Source organism: Nocardioides terrae, from assembly GCF_900112345.1.
GTDB classification, from domain to species: domain Bacteria; phylum Actinomycetota; class Actinomycetes; order Propionibacteriales; family Nocardioidaceae; genus Nocardioides; species Nocardioides terrae.
In genome coordinates this window covers 142,716-159,736 of record NZ_FOLB01000008.1, presented here as the reverse complement: position 1 = coordinate 159,736, position 17,021 = coordinate 142,716, and the positions used below count along the sequence as shown (strand labels likewise).

At 72.3% G+C, this 17,021-nt stretch carries 13 protein-coding genes; 5 read left to right on the top strand and 8 right to left on the bottom strand.

Translation table 11 applies throughout. From position 1 onward, the window contains the following. Window positions 1-21: 21 nt before the first annotated feature. The 3 genes from BM236_RS12245 to BM236_RS12235 form a co-directional block, all read right to left on the bottom strand. The gene (locus tag BM236_RS12245; RefSeq protein WP_091124138.1) at window positions 22-1,122 is read right to left on the bottom strand and encodes a pyridoxal-phosphate-dependent aminotransferase family protein; all 1,101 of its coding nucleotides are present in this window, start codon (window positions 1,120-1,122) and stop codon (window positions 22-24) included. A 68-nt stretch (window positions 1,123-1,190) separates the two neighbouring features. Continuing rightward, window positions 1,191-2,579, bottom strand: a complete 1,389-nt coding sequence (locus tag BM236_RS12240) for an FAD-binding oxidoreductase (RefSeq protein WP_091124135.1) — start codon at window positions 2,577-2,579, stop codon at window positions 1,191-1,193. A 9-nt stretch (window positions 2,580-2,588) separates the two neighbouring features. Then, window positions 2,589-3,620, bottom strand: coding sequence for a pirin family protein (locus tag BM236_RS12235; RefSeq protein WP_091124134.1), 1,032 nt, complete (start codon window positions 3,618-3,620; stop codon window positions 2,589-2,591). 136 nt (window positions 3,621-3,756) lie between these two features. Here BM236_RS12235 and BM236_RS12230 point away from each other — a divergent pair, with 136 nt between their 5' ends. Both BM236_RS12230 and BM236_RS12225 read left to right on the top strand, forming a co-directional pair. Further along, the gene (locus BM236_RS12230) at window positions 3,757-4,632 is read left to right on the top strand and encodes a DUF7847 domain-containing protein (protein ID WP_091124132.1); all 876 of its coding nucleotides are present in this window, start codon (window positions 3,757-3,759) and stop codon (window positions 4,630-4,632) included. An 89-nt stretch (window positions 4,633-4,721) separates the two neighbouring features. Then, window positions 4,722-5,639 carry a metallophosphoesterase gene (locus BM236_RS12225; RefSeq protein WP_091124131.1) on the top strand — a complete coding sequence of 306 codons (918 nt, stop codon included), beginning with the start codon at window positions 4,722-4,724 and terminating at the stop codon, window positions 5,637-5,639. A gap of 33 nt (window positions 5,640-5,672) precedes the next feature. Here BM236_RS12225 and BM236_RS12220 read toward each other — a convergent pair whose 3' ends face one another. Continuing rightward, entirely contained in the window at window positions 5,673-6,236 is a 564-nt protein-coding gene (locus tag BM236_RS12220) for a TMEM165/GDT1 family protein (protein ID WP_245750303.1), read from the bottom strand. A 286-nt stretch (window positions 6,237-6,522) separates the two neighbouring features. Here BM236_RS12220 and BM236_RS12215 point away from each other — a divergent pair, with 286 nt between their 5' ends. Both BM236_RS12215 and BM236_RS12210 read left to right on the top strand, forming a co-directional pair. Continuing rightward, entirely contained in the window at window positions 6,523-6,957 is a 435-nt protein-coding gene (locus BM236_RS12215; protein WP_091124128.1) for an SRPBCC family protein, read from the top strand. Next, complete coding sequence (locus tag BM236_RS12210; RefSeq protein WP_091124126.1) at window positions 6,954-8,546, top strand: phytoene desaturase family protein; 1,593 nt, start codon at window positions 6,954-6,956, stop codon at window positions 8,544-8,546. Before BM236_RS12215 ends, BM236_RS12210 begins: the two co-directional genes overlap by 4 nt. An 18-nt stretch (window positions 8,547-8,564) precedes the next feature. Here the strand turns inward: BM236_RS12210 and BM236_RS12205 are convergent, their stop codons facing one another. Then, window positions 8,565-10,133, bottom strand: coding sequence for a sensor domain-containing diguanylate cyclase (locus BM236_RS12205; RefSeq protein ID WP_091124125.1), 1,569 nt, complete (start codon window positions 10,131-10,133; stop codon window positions 8,565-8,567). A gap of 175 nt (window positions 10,134-10,308) precedes the next feature. Here BM236_RS12205 and BM236_RS12200 point away from each other — a divergent pair, with 175 nt between their 5' ends. Further along, entirely contained in the window at window positions 10,309-10,713 is a 405-nt protein-coding gene (locus tag BM236_RS12200; RefSeq protein WP_091124123.1) for a DUF5994 family protein, read from the top strand. A 52-nt stretch (window positions 10,714-10,765) separates the two neighbouring features. Here the strand turns inward: BM236_RS12200 and BM236_RS12195 are convergent, their stop codons facing one another. The 3 genes from BM236_RS12195 to BM236_RS12185 all read right to left on the bottom strand — a co-directional run bounded on the left by BM236_RS12195 (window position 10,766) and on the right by BM236_RS12185 (window position 16,997). Beyond that, window positions 10,766-15,673 carry an NAD-glutamate dehydrogenase gene (locus BM236_RS12195; protein ID WP_091124122.1) on the bottom strand — a complete coding sequence of 1,636 codons (4,908 nt, stop codon included), beginning with the start codon at window positions 15,671-15,673 and terminating at the stop codon, window positions 10,766-10,768. A 75-nt stretch (window positions 15,674-15,748) separates the two neighbouring features. Then, on the bottom strand, window positions 15,749-16,108 hold the full coding sequence (locus BM236_RS12190; protein WP_091124120.1) for an MmcQ/YjbR family DNA-binding protein: 360 nt from the start codon (window positions 16,106-16,108) through the stop codon (window positions 15,749-15,751). A 22-nt stretch (window positions 16,109-16,130) separates the two neighbouring features. Further along, entirely contained in the window at window positions 16,131-16,997 is an 867-nt protein-coding gene (locus tag BM236_RS12185; RefSeq protein ID WP_091124118.1) for an HpcH/HpaI aldolase/citrate lyase family protein, read from the bottom strand. Between the last annotated feature and the right edge of the window lie 24 nt (window positions 16,998-17,021).

Here is a 17,021-nt window from a genome sequence, read left to right as displayed (position 1 = left end):
CCGCGCATGCGGCCGGTGCGCCTAACGACCGAGGACATCCCCCAGCGCACCCAGGAGGAGCCGTACGGCGTCGGGTGACGCGTTCGGCCCCATCAGCCCGATCCGCCACACCGACGACGCGTACTCACCCACCCCCGCGCCGATCTCGATGTCGTAGCGCTCGAGGAGCGTACGCCGGACGGCCGCGGAGTCGACGCCGTCGGGGACGCGGACGGTGGTCAGCTCCGGCAGCCGCGAACCGGCCCGGGCGAAGAGCTCGAGCCCCATCGTCTCGAGGCCGTCCTGGAGCGCCTGGCCGGCGGCCTCGTGCCGCGCCCAGGCGTTCTCCAGGCCCTCCTCGAGGATCCGGCCGAGCGCCGCGTGCAGCGAGACGACCATCGCGACCGGCGCGGTGTGGTGGTAGGTCCGGGCCGGGTTGTGGCCGCGGGTGTCGCCGACGTAGCCGCCGAGCAGGCCGAGGTCGAGGTACCACGACCGCGGCCGCTCGACCCGACGCGCGAAGGCGCGCTCGTCGATGGTGTACGGCGCCAGGCCGGGTGCGACGCCGAGGCACTTCTGCGTGCCGGCGTACCCGATGTCGATGCCCCAGTCGTCGGCCCGCAGCTCGATGCCGCCGATCGAGGTGACCGCGTCGACCAGCAGCAGGGCGTCGCCGGCCTCGTGCACGGCCCGGCCGAGCGCGGCGATGTCGGAGCGGACGCCGGTGGACGTCTCGGCGTGCACCGCGGCGACGATCGCGGGCGACGGGTGGGCGGCGACGACCCGCTCGGGGTCGACCGGCGTGCCCCACTCGTGCTCGACAGGCACCACCTCGGCGCCACACCGGGAGGCGACCTCGCACATGCGCTGCCCGAACAGGCCGTTGACCGCGACGACCACGACATCGCCGGGGTGCACGGCGTTGACGAACGCCGCCTCCATGCCGGCGGAACCGGTCGCCGAGAGCGGCAGCGTCCGGTTGGCGGCGGTGCCCCACGTCTCCCGGAGCCGTGCGCACGTCTCGTCCATGATCTCGAGGAAGACCGGGTCGAGGTGACCGAGCAGCGGCCGGGCGAGGGCCTCGGTGGCCTCGGGGTAGGCGTTGGTCGGGCCGGGCCCGAAGAGGTGGCGGTGGACGATCAACGGTGCTCCTCGGGGTGGCGGACGGGGTGGCGGACGGGGTGACGGTCAGGGTGGCGGGCAGGGTGGCGTCAGGCTCGGGGCGGAAGGACGGCGCCCGGGTTGAGGATGCCGTGCGGGTCGAGGGCGTCCTTGATCCGCCAGGTCAGCGCCAGGACGTCGTCACCGAGCTGGTCGGGGAGCGCGAACCGCTTGGCGCGGCCCACCCCGTGCTCTCCGGTGATCGTGCCGCCGAGCCGGATGGCCGCGGCCATCACCTCTCTGAACGCCGCCCGGGCCTGGTCGGTGGACCCCGGGTCCGCGGCGTCATAGACGATGAGCGGGTGGGTGTTGCCGTCGCCCGCGTGCGCGACCAGCGCGATCTCGAGGGCGTGGCGCTCGGCGATGTCGGCGATGACCTTCACCAGGTCGGGCAGGCGCGGCACCGGGACGCCGACGTCCTCGAAGAGCACGCTGCCGCGGTGCTCGAGGGCGTGGATGGCGTTGCGCCGGGCCGAGACGAACAGGTCGGCCTCGTCCGGGTCGGTCGTCGTGAACACCTCGTCGGCGCCGGCGGCCGCGCAGCAGGCCTCGATCAGCGCGACCTCGGCCGCACCCGACTCGCCCGGGGCGTCGGACTGGGCGACGAGCAGCGCCCCGGCGCTGCGGTCGAGTCCGTGGGAGCGCCAGTCCTCGACGGCGTTGATCGTCGTGCTGTCCATCAGCTCGAGCATCGAGGCCCGGACGGTGCCGCGGATCGCGACGACCGCCTCGGCCGCCGCCGCCATCGTGGGGAAGCTGCCGACGAGCGTCGCCTTCGGCGTCTGCAGCGGGATCAGCCGGAGGACCGCGCGGGTGATGATCCCCAGCGTGCCCTCGCTGCCGACGAAGAGCTTGAGCAAGGAGAGTCCGGCCACGTCCTTGATCTGCTTGCCGCCGAGGGTGACCAGGGTCCCGTCGGCGAGCACGACGTCCATGCCGAGGACGTAGTCGGTCGTCACGCCGTACTTCACGCAACACAGGCCGCCGGCGTTGGTGGCGAGGTTGCCCCCGATCGAGCAGATCTCGAAGGACGACGGGTCGGGCGGGTACCACAGCCCGTGCTCGGCCGCGGCCCGCTTGACCTCGACGTTGAGCGCGCCGGGCTCGACGGTCGCGACCTGGCTCTGCGGGTCGATCGAGACCGTCCGCATCCGGTCGAGCGAGATGGTGATGCCGCCGTCGACGGCCGACGATCCGCCGGACAGGCCGGTCCCGGCGCCGCGCGGTACGACGGGGACGCGGTGCGCCGCCGCCCACCGGACGGCAGTCTGGACCTGGCCGGCGTCCTCGGGGCGCACCACCGCGATCGGCGTACCCGCGGAGCCGTCGCGCGCGAAGTCCTCGCGGTACTTCTCGATGGCGACCGGGTCGGTGACGACGCTGCCTCCGGGAAGCGCTGCGACCAGCTCGTCCAGTGTGTCGGCCGTCACGGTGCCCATGTCCGCACCTTACTGTCGCGCGCGCAGCCTGACCCCGGGGAGCGGTGGTGCGGGGATGGGCGGCAGGTGGTCGCCGAGGACGACCCCGAAGCGGGAGTCGGAGACCAGCTGGGAGTCGCCGACCACGTCGCCGTCGGGTCCCGTGATCGCCGCCTGCCAGGCGTCCCGGTAGGCGACGACCTCCTCGTGGGTGCGGCCCACGAAGTTCCACCACATCACGATCGACTCGCCGAACGGCGGGCCGCCGAGCAGCAGCAGCCGCGTCCACGCCGGGCCGGCCGCGAGGGTCAGGCTGGTGGCCCCGGGCGGCGTGTAGGCGAGATGGTCCTTCGCGACGGGCGTCGCCACGGGCCACTCGTCACCGGTCGAGCCCGTCGCGACCACGGTGACGCCACCGGTGTCGACGAGGACGCCGTGCTCGAAGGTCGCGTCCACGGGGACGGTCAGCGAGGTCCCCGGCTCGAGCAGGACCTCCGCGCCCAGCAGCGGGGTGTACGTCGGCACCGGCGAGGTGACGCCGAGCAGCGAACCGAGGAAGACCCGGACCGTCCACCCGGGACCCTCGAGTGGCGCCGGCGCGAAGTGGTCGAAGTGCGGATCGGTGTCGCGGTGCTCGTCGGGCAGCGCGACCCACAGCTGCGCCCCGTGCAGCACCGGCGTCGCGTCGGTCGAGATCTCCGAGTGGCTGATGCCATGGCCACCGGTCATCAGGTTGACCTCGCCAGGCCGCACCATCGCGTGGTTGCCTGCCGAGTCGCGGTGCTCGATCTCGCCGGTGAACAGCCACGACACCGTCTGCAGGCCCGTGTGCGGGTGCGGCGCGACCTTCATCCCACCGCTGACCGAGACGTCGTCGGGGCCGTAGTGGTCCAGGAAGCACCAGGCGCCGATCAGGCTCCGCTCGCGCGACGGCAGGGTGCGACGTACGGCCATGGCACGGGGACCGCCGAGCGGCACGTCGCGCGGGGCGATGGTCAGGGCTCGGCCGCCGCGCCGGTCCCCGCCGGCGATCTCCGCAGGACGCGCGTCCAGGTTCGTCACCCCGACATTGTCGGCCCCGAAGCCGGGTTGCGACACCACCCGCGGTGCTGTTCCGGCGCCGGTCGCTGACGGTACGTTGCGGGGCATCACCGCGGGTGGCGCTCCGAGACCGGCCCGCGACGACGGAAGGCACACCATGTCCACGACTCCGCCGGACGACCCGTACGGCAGCCAGGGCGACACCCCGGGCGGCACGCCGCCCTCGGGCCCGGACTACGGCGCTCCGCCGCCCTCGGGCCCGGACTACGGCCAGCCCCCGGGCGGCTACGGCACGCCCCCTCCCCCGCCGGGCGGCTACGGCACGCCTCCTCCGGGCGGCTACGGCACGCCTCCTCCGGGTGGCTACGGCGGTGGCCCGGCGATCGAGCCGTGGAGCGTCGGGAACGCGCTGGGCTACGCGTGGCGCAAGTTCACCCAGAACATCGGCGGCATGCTGCTGCTCGGGCTGCTCGTCATCCTCGCCTCGCTCATCCTGGGTGGCATCGGAAGCGTCATCGACCGCGCGGTCTTCGGGACGCCTGACCCGGGGTCGCTCCGGCAGACGGGCAACGCGTTCTCCAGCCTGCTCGGCTTCGTCGGCCAGACGATCGTCGGCGCGGTGATCGTCCGCGGCGCGCTGGACCTCACGGAGGGTCGGCCGCTCGAGATCGGCGGCCTCTTCGGCCGGATCCCGTGGGGCCCGGTCTTCATCCTGGCCATCCTCGTGGCGATCGTCGAGACGATCGGCCTGGTGCTCTGCATCCTCCCCGGCATCGTCGCGATGTTCTTCCTCTCCTTCGCCACCTACTTCCTCATCGACCGCGACCTCTCGCCGGTCGACGCTATGAAGGAGAGCGTGACGTTCGTCTGGCGCAACGCGGGCAAGGCGCTCATCTGGGCGATCGTCGCGTTCGTGGTCACGATCGTGGGCTTCTGCCTCTTCTGCGTCGGCATCATCGCCACGATCCCGATCGCCCTCGTGGGCACCGCCTTCACCTACAAGAAGCTCACCGGCCAGCCGGTCGCTCCCTGATCGTCGGCCTCCCACTGCCCGGCGCCGTTCGCGGTGCCGGGCAGTGGCGTTCTCGGACGTGGCCGGCGCTCTGGCCCTAGGCTCGGACGGTGCAGCTCGGCCAGTACCCCGACCCGGTCCACACCGTCGCCCACCTGAGCGACACGCACCTGCTCGCCGACGGCAAGCGGCAGTACGACGTCGTCGACCCGGAGCGCGGGCTGCTGCTCGCCCTGGAGCGGATCGCGCGGATCCGGCCGGTGCCCGACGCGATCGTGGTCACCGGTGACCTCGCCGACCTGGGCGAGCCCGCGGCCTATGCCCGGGTCAAGGAGCTCGTCGAACCGGCGGCCGCGGCGATCGGCGCGCAGGTGGTCTGGGTGATGGGCAACCACGACGAGCGGCTGGCCTACTCCAAGGAGCTGTTCGGCGCAGCGACCGACACCTCTCAGGACGCCGTCCACGACGTCGGCGGGCTGCGGATCGTCAGCCTGGACAGCAGCGTCCCCGGCTACCACCACGGCGAGCTGTCCGCCGAGCAGCTGGCCTGGCTGGGCGAGGTCCTGGCCACACCCGCGCCGCACGGCACGCTGCTCGCGCTGCACCACCCACCGGTGCCGACGCCCATGGTCCCGGCGGAGGCCGTCCTCGAGCTCGCCGACCAGCACCTGCTGGCCGACGTGCTTCGGGGCAGCGACGTCCGCAGCATCCTCGCCGGCCACCTGCACTTCTCGACGTACTCGACCTTCGCGGGCATCCCGGTCTCGGTCGCCTCGGCGAGCTGCTACACCCTCGACCCGGCGCCCACCAGCGCGCTGCTGCGGGGTGTGGACGGCGGCGGCGCGATCAGCATGACCCACCTCTACGAGGACCGCGTGGTCCACACCGTGGTCCCCCTGGACGAGGCGCCCGAGGTCTACAGCATCCGTGCGGAGCTGGCCGAGGACCTGGCCGCGCTCAGCCCCGAGCAGCGTCGGGAGCTGCTCTCCCGCAAGGACGCCGGCTTCGACGTGACCGGAGCCGGCTGACGGCCGGAGTCGCACGGCCACGGGAGATGAGCCTCAGAGCCAGCCGAGCCCACCGGCGACGAGGAGCAGTCCGAAGATCGCGAACAGCGCCGCGGCGCCGTACTTGATCGCCTTCTCGGGGAGCCGGCGGCCGAGCACCGCACCGACGACGATCGCGAGCGCATCGGCGACGACCATGCCGAGCGTGGAGCCCAGCCAGGTGCCGAACCAGCCCTCCTGGGTCGCGAGCGTGATCGTCGCGAGCATGGTCTTGTCGCCGAGCTCGGCGAGGAAGAACGCCGTCCCGACGGCCACGATGGCCAGCCCGCTGCTCGTCCGGGCCTTCGCGGCCTCCTCCTCGGTCAGCTCGTCGCCGCGCAGCGTCCACAGCGCGAAGGCGAGGAAGGCGACACCGGCGACGACCTGGATGGTGCCCTGGGCGCCCTCGAAGGCGTCGCCGACGAAGTGGCCGATGCCCACCGACGCCAGGTGGACCAGCGCGGTCGCGGCGGTGATGCCGATCAGGACGTCGCGGGTGCGGTAGCGCGCGGCGAAGGTCATCGCCATCAGCTGGCTCTTGTCGCCGAGCTCGGCGACGAAGATGACGGCGGTGCTCAACAGGAACGCGTACAACGGGGCTTCCTCTCCGGCGCCGGGCCGGAGGAACCCTGGTGCGGACGCCCCTCCGACCAGGCACGTCACAACATGGGTGTCTGGTCGAAAGTCTCGTCCGCCGCCCGTGCAGGTGGCCTGCCGCGCCGGACCCGAGGGTCAGCATGTCGACGCGACTGTTGGGGACTACTCCCTTTCGGTCCTCATCGTAGGCGATGGCTCCCTCCGCGACCTACCCGGGGAGACCGACGCCGACGAGGTTTCGCGCGGCAGCCGCGGGTCACCGGACGGCATGGCCGTGACCACCTGGACCGCCAAGACCTCTCCGGACAAGGTGTGGGAGGTGCTCGCCGACGGTTGGCTGTTCCCGCTCTGGGTCGTCGGAGCCTGCCGCATCCGCGGCGTCGACGACGGCTGGCCGGCGCCCGGGACGCGTCTGCACCACTCGGTCGGCGTCTGGCCGATGGTGATCGACGACAACACCGAGTCGCTCGCGTGCGTCCCCGGCGAGCGGCTGGAGCTGCAGGCCCGCGCCTGGCCACTCGGCGAGGCACGGGTCGTGCTGCGGCTGCGGCCGGTCGCCGACGGCACCGAGATCGAGGTCGAGGAGGACGTCACCCACGGACCGGGCTCGTTCCTCCCCCGGCCGCTACGCGCAGCGGCACTGCACGTGCGCAACGTCGAGACGCTGAAACGGCTGGCGATGCTGGCCGAGGGCCGTTCATGACGACGTACGACGCCATCGTGGTCGGGGCAGGGCCGAACGGTCTGGTCGCCGCCAACCACCTCGTGGACGCCGGCTGGTCGGTGCTCGTGCTGGAGGCCCAGCCCGAGCCCGGCGGAGCGGTGCGCAGCGACCGCGAGGTGCACCCGGACTTCGTGCACGACACCTTCAGCTCGTTCTACCCGTTGGCGGCCGCCTCCCCGACCATCCGGTCGCTGCGGCTCGAGGACCACGGCCTGACCTGGCGGCACGCACCGGCCGTCGTCGGCCACCAGGGACCGGACGGCAGGTGGGCCCTCCTGCACCTCGAGCGAGAGCTCACCGCTGCCAGCCTCGACGAGCTCGAGCCCGGCGACGGCGACGCCTGGCTGGCGCTGTGCGCGCAGTGGGACAGGATCGGCCCGCACGTGATCGGGGCGCTGCTCACCCCGTTCCCCCCGGTCCGCCACGGCCTGGGTGCCCTCATGCGGCTGCCGGGCGCGGGCGGGCTCGGCCTGGTGCGCGACCTGCTCATGCCGGTCGCCGACCTGGTCCGGCTCCGCTTCCGCAGCGAGGGCGCGCGGCTGCTGGTCGCGGGGAACGCCTCGCACGCCGACATCCCGATGGCCGCCCCCGGCTCGGGGCTCTTCGGTGTCCTGATGGTGATGATGGCGCAGACCGTCGGGTTCCCGGTCCCGGAAGGCGGTGCCGGAGAGCTCACCGCCGCCCTGACCAGTCGGCTGCGCAGCAAGGGCGGAGAGCTGCTCTGCGGCGCGGAGGTCACCCGGATCGAGGTCGACGGGCGCCGCGTCACCGCGGTCCGGACCGCCTCCGGCGATCGCTTCGAGAGCCCGGTGGTGGTCGCGGACGTGGTCGCCCCTCGACTCTTCGGCGACCTGGTCCGCACCGAGGACCTGCCCGACCGGATCCGCAAGGGGATGCGCGCCTTCCAGCTCGACCCGGGCACGGTCAAGGTGGACTGGGCGCTCTCCGGACCGGTCCCCTGGCGCACGCCGCCCTCCCACGCGCCCGGCACGGTCCATGTGGCGGCCTCGACCACCGAGCTCAGCCGCACCACCGAGCAGTGCCAGAACCGCACCGTGCCGGACCGGCCGTTCCTCCTCGTCGGGCAGATGACGACGACCGACCCCAGCCGTTCGCCGGCCGGGTCCGAGTCGCTGTGGGCCTACAGCCACGTCCCCCAGGACGTCGAGCGGGACGCGGGGGACGAGGGCATCGCCGGACGCTGGGACCGGGCCGAGTGCGAGCGGTACGCCGACCGGATGCAGGCGCGGCTCGAGGACCTGGCGCCCGGCTTCGGTGACACGGTCCAGGCCCGGCGCGTGCTCGGGCCTCGCGAGTTCGAGGAGCGTGACGCCAACCTGGTCGGCGGCGCGATCAACGGCGGGACCGCCCAGCTGCACCAGCAGCTCGTCTTCCGGCCGGTGCCTGGCATGGGCAGGGCCGAGACGGGGATCCGCGGGCTCTACCTCGGGTCGGCCTCGGCCCACCCGGGTGGCGGCGTGCACGGCGCGGCCGGCATGAACGCCGCCCGGGCCGCCCTGGCGCACCACCGGCTCGGCGCGCTCGGCCGGCGTACCTCCCGGAGCTGAGGGTCGACCTGCGTTCGGTCAGCGTGCCGCGTGGTCCGCGCAGGCCCGGCGCTCGCGCTTGACCTGCAGCATGGCGAGGTCGGCGCGGCGGAGAACGTGGCGCAGGTCGTCGCCGGGGGTGAAGCGGGCGACCCCGATCGAGGCCGCCGCCTCCCAGCGGCCGCCCTCGAAGGTCACCGATCCGGCGAGTGCCTCCTCGACGCGTCGCACGATCGCGGCGTCCCCACCGGACGCGACGTCGCGGCAGACGACGACGAACTCGTCGCCGCCGAAGCGGCCCACCGCGTCACCGGGCCGCAGGCTCGCGGCCAGCCGGCGGGCCACCTCGGTGAGCACCATGTCGCCCACGTCGTGGCCGAACTCGTCGTTGACCGGCTTGAACCGGTCGAGGTCGATGAACACGACGAGCGTCTGCGGGTCCGCGACCTCGGCGACGACCTCGTCGAGACCGTGCCGGTTGAGGACCCCCGTGAGGGCGTCGTGGCGGGCCTCCGCCTGCCAGCGGACGGTCGCGGTCACGTCGGCGATCGATCCGACCACCGTCACGCGCCCCGCCGCCGGATCGCCGGTGGACCGCAGCGCGACCCGCCAGACCGTGACGCCGTCGCGGCTGTGGACGTCGATCGTCCGGCGCTCACGCCGCTCGTCAGCGGCCAGTGCGGAGAGGGTGGCCGAGAGCTCGACGTGGTCGGGCTCCGCCACGAGGTCGAAGAGCGTGGTCACGTCGGGCCGGTCATCGACGAGCGACGCCCACCGGGCGTTGTGGAAGAGGACCACCCCGTCGAGGTCGCAGCAGAACACGGCGGCGGGCACCTCGTCGGCCAGGATCTGGAACTGGGCGGTGACGTCGGCCAGCTCCTGCTCCTGCTTGAGCTTCTCGGTGATGTCCCACACCACGACCAGCACGGAGTCGTCGACGCGGTTGAGGTACGACGCCTCCATCCACGTGAAGCCGCCGTCCTTGCGCTTCCAGGGCCGGCGCGACGTGCTCGTCGCTCCTGGCGTGGCGGTCACCCTGACCCAGTTGGCCACGCCGTCGGCGAGGGCGTCGGGGTGGATGAACTCGGTGAGCACGTGGCCGACCAGCTCGCTCGGCTCGTGGCCTAGGGTCTCGAACACCTTGCCGTCGGCCGACAGGATCCGGCCGGTGGACTGCACCTCCAGCACCATCCAGCGGGTCTTCGCGAACGCGCCGGTCTCGACGATGACGGGCGCGGGGAGCCGGTCGGGCCCCTCCTCGCAGATCGTCGACACGAGGCAGCCGACCTCGGGGTCGTCGAGCAGGTTGAGCCACTCGATCCGGGCGGTGGTCCACTCGTCCGGCGACTCGATGCCACGGGCCCGGACCTGACCGGACACCACCTGGCCGGGCCGGCTCAGCGCATCGAAGTAGGTGCTGATGATGACGTGCCGGTCCTCGGGGTGGGTCCGCTCCAGCGCTCCGGCCGAGTCACCTCCCGGACCCCAGCCGTCGGACGCCGCGAGCAGCCACTCGGGCGCCGGCGCGTTCCCCGCCTGGCCGTCGCGCGCGTAGATCTGCTTCCCTCTCACCCACTCGGAGAGCTCGGCGCGCGACCACGATGGCATGACCCACCTATCGGCAGCGGGAGCCGCCAGTCGAGGATTCCCGGGTGGGTCGGGTGCCGCGCCTCGGGACCCGTGCCGGCGCTCAGCCTCGACCTCGCCACGTAGACTGATGCCACGACCGCGAACGCCGGATACGCAGATTCCGACGCAGCGGCAACCTGAGGCGGCGGTCCGGATGGACGCGCAGGATCCCCGACTGACGCTGAGGCTCTCCGCAGACCGACACCAGCTCGACGGGGCGTGGTGGCCGCGCAGCCGGACGCTCAGCGACGAGCTTCCGCTCCTCTTCGCTGCCTGGCCCGCCGACGCGGGCTACATCTCGCGCGTCATCTACTCGGCCAGCGACTGGGACGATCGGCCGGCCGCCGTCGAGGTCCCCCGCCGTCGCGGCCGGCTCAAGACGGCCATCCTGCCGACCAGTGAACGGCACCAGGCCGTGCTCGCGATGATCGACGGGCAGCATCGGACGCTCGTGGTCATCCCGCCCAACGCTCCGGAAGAGGTGGCGAGGCGATACCTGCGTGCCTTCGCGCCGTACGACGGCCGGAGTCTGCCGCGGACCTCCGTGGCCGGCCCGTAGGGGTCGAGGCACGCTTCCGCCCTCGTCGGACCGGGACGGACCACGGCCGTCCTCAGCCCGAGAGCAGCCCCCGCACCACGCGCAGCCCGACCGACGCCCGGGCCAGGTCCGCCTCCTCGTCGGCGCAGATCTGCTGGAGCGTCCCGGCCGCGCGGCTGACCAGCTCGGCCTCGCCCTCCTCCCACTCGGCGATCCGCGCGAGGGTCGACTCGTCGGCTGGGGTGTCGCGCAGGATCTGGGCGGTGAGCTGGGTGTGCACGCTGTGCAGGTCGTCGCGCAGCGCGGCCCGGGCCATGGTCTGCCACTTGTCGTGGCGAGGCAGGGCCACGATCTTCTGGAGCAGGATCGGCAGCCCGAGCCGTTCGCCGAGGGCGAAGTGCAGGCGAGCGACCTCCTCGGCGGCCAGTCCCTCCCGCTGCGCCGTCTCCACGATGCCGAGCAGCATGTACGCCGGCGGCAGCACCGCGACCCGGCGCGCAAGGTCCTCCGGGACCCCGCGCTGCTCGAGCCTGGCCTGCCGCTCGTGGAACGCCTCGAGCTCCCGGCCGGTCATCAGGTCGGGCAGCTGGGCCATCGTGGCCTGCACGAGTCCGGCGAAGTGCTCGACCGTGGCGACGCTGTCCAGCGGGGGGCGGCGGTTGGTGACCAGCCAGCGCGACGCCCGCTCGACCAGCGTCCGCATCTCGATCCGCATCCGGGTCTGCACGCTCGCGTCCAGCCTGTTGTCCCAGGTGCTGAGCTCGGTGCGCAGCGGGAGCGACCCGAAGATCTCCCGGGCGACGAAGTTCGCCCGGGTCAGGTCAGCCACCGACGCGCCGGTCTCGGCGGCGAGCCGCGGCCAGAAGGTCATGCCGGCTCCGTTGACGAGGTCGTTGACGACCTGCGTCACGATGATCTCGCGGCGCAGCGGGTGCGCCTCGATCTGGTCGTGGAACCGCTCGCGCATCGGCGTCGGGAAGTAGGCCTTGAGGTCCGTGTCGAGGTACGGGTCGTCGGGCAGGCCCCCGCTGAGCAGCTCCTGGGCCAGCACGATCTTGGTCCAGGCCATCAGCACGGACAGCTCGGGCGGGGTGAGCCCCACGCCACGGTCGAGCCGTCGGCGTACCTCCGCGCGCGAGGGGAGGCCCTCGATCTCGCGGTCGAGCGTCCCCGCCTTCTCGAGCTGGCGCATGAAGTCCTCGTGCACGTGCAGCAGGGACGGCGCGTGCGCGATCGCGTTGGCGATGGCGAGGTTCTGCTCGTAGTTGTCGCGCAGCACGAGCGCGGCGACCTCGTCGGTCATCTCGGCGAGCAGCGCGTTGCGCTGCTTGTCGGTCAGGTCCCCGTTCCCGACGACCCGGTCGAGCAGGATCTTGATGTTCACCTCGTGGTCGGAGGTGTCCACGCCGGCGGAGTTGTCGATGAAGTCGGTGTTGATCCGCCCGCCTTCCTGGCTGACGCCAGCCGCGTCGCCGCCGCGCAGGACGTACTCGATCCGGCCGGCCTGCGTGAGGCCGAGGTTGCCGCCCTCGCCCACGCACCGTGCGCGGAGCTGGGCGCCGTTGATGCGGATCGCGTCGTTGGCCTTGTCGCCCACGGCCGGGTGCGTCTCGAGCTCACCCTTGACGTAGGTGCCGATGCCGCCGTTCCACAGCAGGTCGACCGGCGCCTGAAGGATCGCCTTCATCAGCTCGGCCGGCGTCATCTTCTCCACGCCGGCGTCGACGCCGAGCGCGGTGCGGATCGCGTCGTTGAGCCGGATCGACTTCACCGACCGCGGGAAGATGCCACCGCCCTCGGAGATGAGGCTCTTGTCGTAGTCCTGCCAGCTCGACCGGGGCAGCTCGAAGAGCCGCCGGCGCTCGGCGTACGACGTCGCGGCGTCCGGATCGGGGTCGAGGAAGATGTCGCGGTGGTCGAAGGCGGCGACCAGCCGGATGTGCTCCGAGCACAGCATCCCGTTGCCGAACACGTCACCGCTCATGTCGCCGATGCCGACTGCGGTGAAGTCCTCGGCCTGGCAGTCGATGCCGCGCTCGCGGAAGTGCCGCTGCACCGACACCCAGGCGCCCTTGGCGGTGATCCCCATCGCCTTGTGGTCGTAGCCGACCGAGCCACCGCTGGCGAACGCGTCACCGAGCCAGAAGCCGTAGTCCTGGGCCACGCCGTTGGCGATGTCGGAGAACGTCGCGGTGCCCTTGTCTGCGGCGACGACCAGGTAGGAGTCGTCGCCGTCGTGACGTACGACGTCCGGCGGCGGCACGGTCCTGCCGTCGACCAGGTTGTCGGTGATGTCGAGCAGCCCGGAGATGAAGGTCCTGTAGCAGGCGACGCCCTCGGCCAGCCAGGCGTCGCGGTTCTCTCCGCCCGGCCCCTGGTCCGGCAGCTGCTTGCAGAAGAAGCCGCCCTTGGCGCCCACGGGCACGATGACCGTGTTCTTCACCATCTGGGCCTTGACCAGGCCGAGCACCTCGGTGCGGAAGTCGTCGCGCCGGTCGGACCAGCGCAGTCCGCCGCGGGCGACCGGGCCGAAGCGCAGGTGCACGCCCTCGACGCGCGGCGAGTAGACGAAGATCTCGTACTTCGGCCGGGGCTGGGGCAGGTCGGGGATCCCCGAGGGCTCGAGCTTCAGCGACAGGTAGGGGTGCGGTCCGCCGGTCGCGGGGTCGCTCTGGAAGTAGTTGGTGCGCAGCGTCGCCTTGATGTGGGTGAGGTAGGAGCGCAGGATCCGGTCGTGGTCGAGGCTGGCCACGTCGTCGAGCGCGGCGAGGATCCGCTTCTCGAGCCGCTCCTCCTCGGCGGGCCCGCCCCTGGCGGGGTCGAAGCGCGCCTCGAAGAGGGACACGAGCAGCCGGGTGATGTCGACGTTCCCGCGCAGCGCGTGCTCGATGTAGTCCTGGGCGAACGGGCTGTTGCACTGGCGCATGTACTTGGCGTAGGCGCGCAGCACGGTCGCCTGCCGCCAGCTCAGCCCGGCCGCGAGGACCAGCCCGTTGAAGCCGTCGGTCTCGTTGAACCCGTCCCACACCGCGCGCAGTGCGTCCTGGAACAGCTCGTGCGAGCCGCTGGGCAGGGTGGCGGCGTACCGCAGGCCGAACTCATAGATGACCGAGCTCCGGTCCAGCCCCTCGAGCTCGTAGGGCCGCTCGTCGACGACCTCGACGCCCATCGAACCGAGCATCGGCAGCACCTCGGAGAGCGAGAGCGGGTCGCCGATCCGGTAGACCTTGAGCCGGGCTTCGCCGGGGCTCGCGTCGAGCGGCTCGTAGAGCGACAGGTCCAGGCCGCTGGCTTCGGGGCCGTCGGTGCCGATCGCCTCGAGCCGGCCGAGGTCGACCGCCGCCGTCCGCGGCGTGTAGTCCTCCTTGTAGCCCTCTGGGAAGGAGTGGGCGTAGCGGCGACCCAGCCGGGTGCCGACCTCCTCGCCGTACTCCGTGATCACGGCCTGGATGAAGTCGTCGCGCCACGAGCGTGAGGCCTCGACGAGCCGGCGCTCGAGGTCGGCGGTGTCGACGTCGGGCACGACGTCGTCCTGCGGCAGCCGGACGACGAAGTAGACCCGGGCCGTCGTCGACTCGTTGATGCGGACCGTGAACTCGACGGACTCGCCGTGCAGCCGGTCCTGGAGGATGCGGGAGAACCGCTCGCGGACCGTCGTGTTGTAGCGGTCACGCGGCAGGTAGACGAGCACGGAGACGTAGCGGCCGTAGGTGTCGCGTCGGATGAACATCTTCACCGCGCGGCGCTCGCGGGCGCTCATGGCGGCCTCCGCCATCGGCGCCAGCTCGTCGACCGGGGTGTGCAGCAGCTCGTCGCGCGGGTAGGTCTCGAGCGTGTCCATCAGCGCCTGGCCGGCGTGGCTGCGCGGGTCGAAGCCGCTGTGCTTGAGCACGGCCTTGGCCTTCTCGCGGATCAGGGGGATCCGCATCAGGGACTCGGTGTAGGCGGCGCTGGTGAGCAGGCCGAGGAAGCGACGCTCGCCGTCGACCTCGCCGTTCGCGTCGAAGGTCTTGACGCCGACGTAGTCGAGGTAGGCCGGCCGGTGCACCGTGGCCCGCGAGTTCGCCTTGGCCAGGACCAGCAGGGTCTTCTCGCGTGCCTTGGCCCTGACCGCGTCGGGCAGCCGGCCGGAGTCGGCGGAGATCTCCTGGTCGGCGCGGAGGATGCCGAGCCCGGTGCCCGGGACCGCGTGCAGGAACTCGTCGTCGCCCCGGCGCTCGAGCTTGTACTCCTTGTAGCCGAGGAAGGTGAAGTGCTCGTCGCCGAGCCACTCCAAAAGCTCGGCGGCCTGCCGCACCTCGTCGGCAGCGAGCGGGGGCGGGTCCGTGCGGAGCTGGTCCACGATGGCCGCGACCTGGCCGTGCATCTTGCGCCAGTCCTCGTTCGCCTCGCGCACGTCGCGGAGCACCCGCTGGATGTCCTCGATGATGGTGGCGGGGTCGTCGCCCTCGGGCAGCCGGTCGATCTCGACGTGCATCCACGACTCGCGGACCGCCTCACCCTCGGGCTCGAGGGCCCCGTCGGGTACGACCGCCATCGACTGCAGGGCGCCGGTGATGTCCCGGACGACGTCGAAGGCCGGGTGGATCACGACGTGCACGTCGCGCAGCTGGCGGGACAGCTCCATGGTCAGCGAGTCGACGAGGAACGGCATGTCGTCGACGACCACCTCGACCACGCTGTGCCCGCTGGCCGACCAGCCGGTCTCGGCGAGGGTCGGGGTGCTGACCTGGACCCGCGCCGTTCCCTGGGGGCGATCGACGCCGAGCCGGTAGTGCGCCGCGAACGCGCCGTAGACGTCGACGTCGCTGCGGTCGGCCAGGTCCTCCGGCGCCACGTGGCGGTAGTAGGCGTGCAGGAGGTCCGCGACCTGGTCGTGCGGCGGCCCGCCGCTGCCCTTCCCCGACCGGGCGAACTCGATCGCCTGGCCGATCAGCTCCGCCTTGACCTGCTCTGATGTCTGGTGCGTCGTCGTTGACACATCTCCGACACTAGTGGCCCCGGCGCCGGTCCGGATGGTGGGGCACCCGAGCGTCCGTCGGAAGGCCCGACGACCTCAGCCGGGACCGTCCGGATGGGCGAGATCGTAGGCGCGCGAGACCTTCTGCGGAACGACCATGCGCCACGCGTCGACGACCAGCTCGCGGGCCTCGGCGGGGGCGAGCGCAGCGAGATCGGCGTGCACCCAGTTGAAGCGCAGGTCGGACTCGGACGGCAGCCGGAACTTCTCGGGCTCGCCGGCGACGAGCGCCGCGCGCTCCTCCCGGGGGAAGGCGAAGCCCATCACCTGCTCGTCGAGCGAGAACGCGACGTAGACGATCTGCTGGACGCGGAACTTCAGCCGGCCGCGGACGAACACCTCGTAGGACCGCTCCAGCTCGCTGCCAAGCGGCCGGACGTCGTCGATCACCGCCATTGACGCCTTCTCCCGCGAGGGCTCAGTCCACGGAGATCCGGAAGATCTGGGCGCGCTCCTTGATCCGCTCGGCGCGGGCCAGTCGGGGCTTGTCGCTCCCATCCCGGATCACGCCCCCCGCCTCGGCGAACGAGCGCAGGAAGTCGAGCGCCCACGCGACGTCGGACGGCGACGGGCTGAAGGCCTCGTTGATGACCGCCGGCTGCTCCATGTCGAGGCACAGCTTGCCCGTCATGCCCATGCCCACGGCGTCGGCGGACTGCTCGCGCAGCATCGCGTGGCTGCTGCCGACCGTCGGCCCGTCGATGGGGCCGGGCAGGCCGCCGATCCGGCTGGCCAGCACGAGCCGGGTGCGCGGGTAGGCCATGGCGAGCGGGTTGTTCTCGGCGCCGGTGTCGCGCCGGTAGTCACCGCTGCCGAACGCGAGGCGGAAGGCGCCGCGAGCGGTCGCGATCGAGGCGGCGGACTCGATCCCGAGCGCTGACTCGACGAGGGCCAGCACCGGGGTGCGGCCACCGAGCCGCTGCCAGGTGTCGGTGACGTGGTCCGGCGACTCGGTCTTGGCGAGCATCACGCCGCGCAGGCCGGGCAGCCCCGCGAGCGCCTCGAGGTCGTCGCTCCAGAACGTCGTGGTGCAGTCGTTGATGCGCACCCACGCACTGCCGCCCGAGCTCAACCACTCGACCACGCCTTCCCTCGCCTCGGGCTTGAGCGCGGGGTCGACGGCGTCCTCGAGATCGAGGATGACCTGGTCGGTGCGGCCGAGCCGAGCCGCGTCGAACAGGTCGACGGAGCGGGCGTTGACGAGCTGCCAGGAGCGTGAGTTCTCGCCGTCGACGCGCTCCCTCTCACGGGCGGCGACACGATCGGTGGAGACACTGTCAGACACGGAGGAACCTCAGAACTAGTCGGG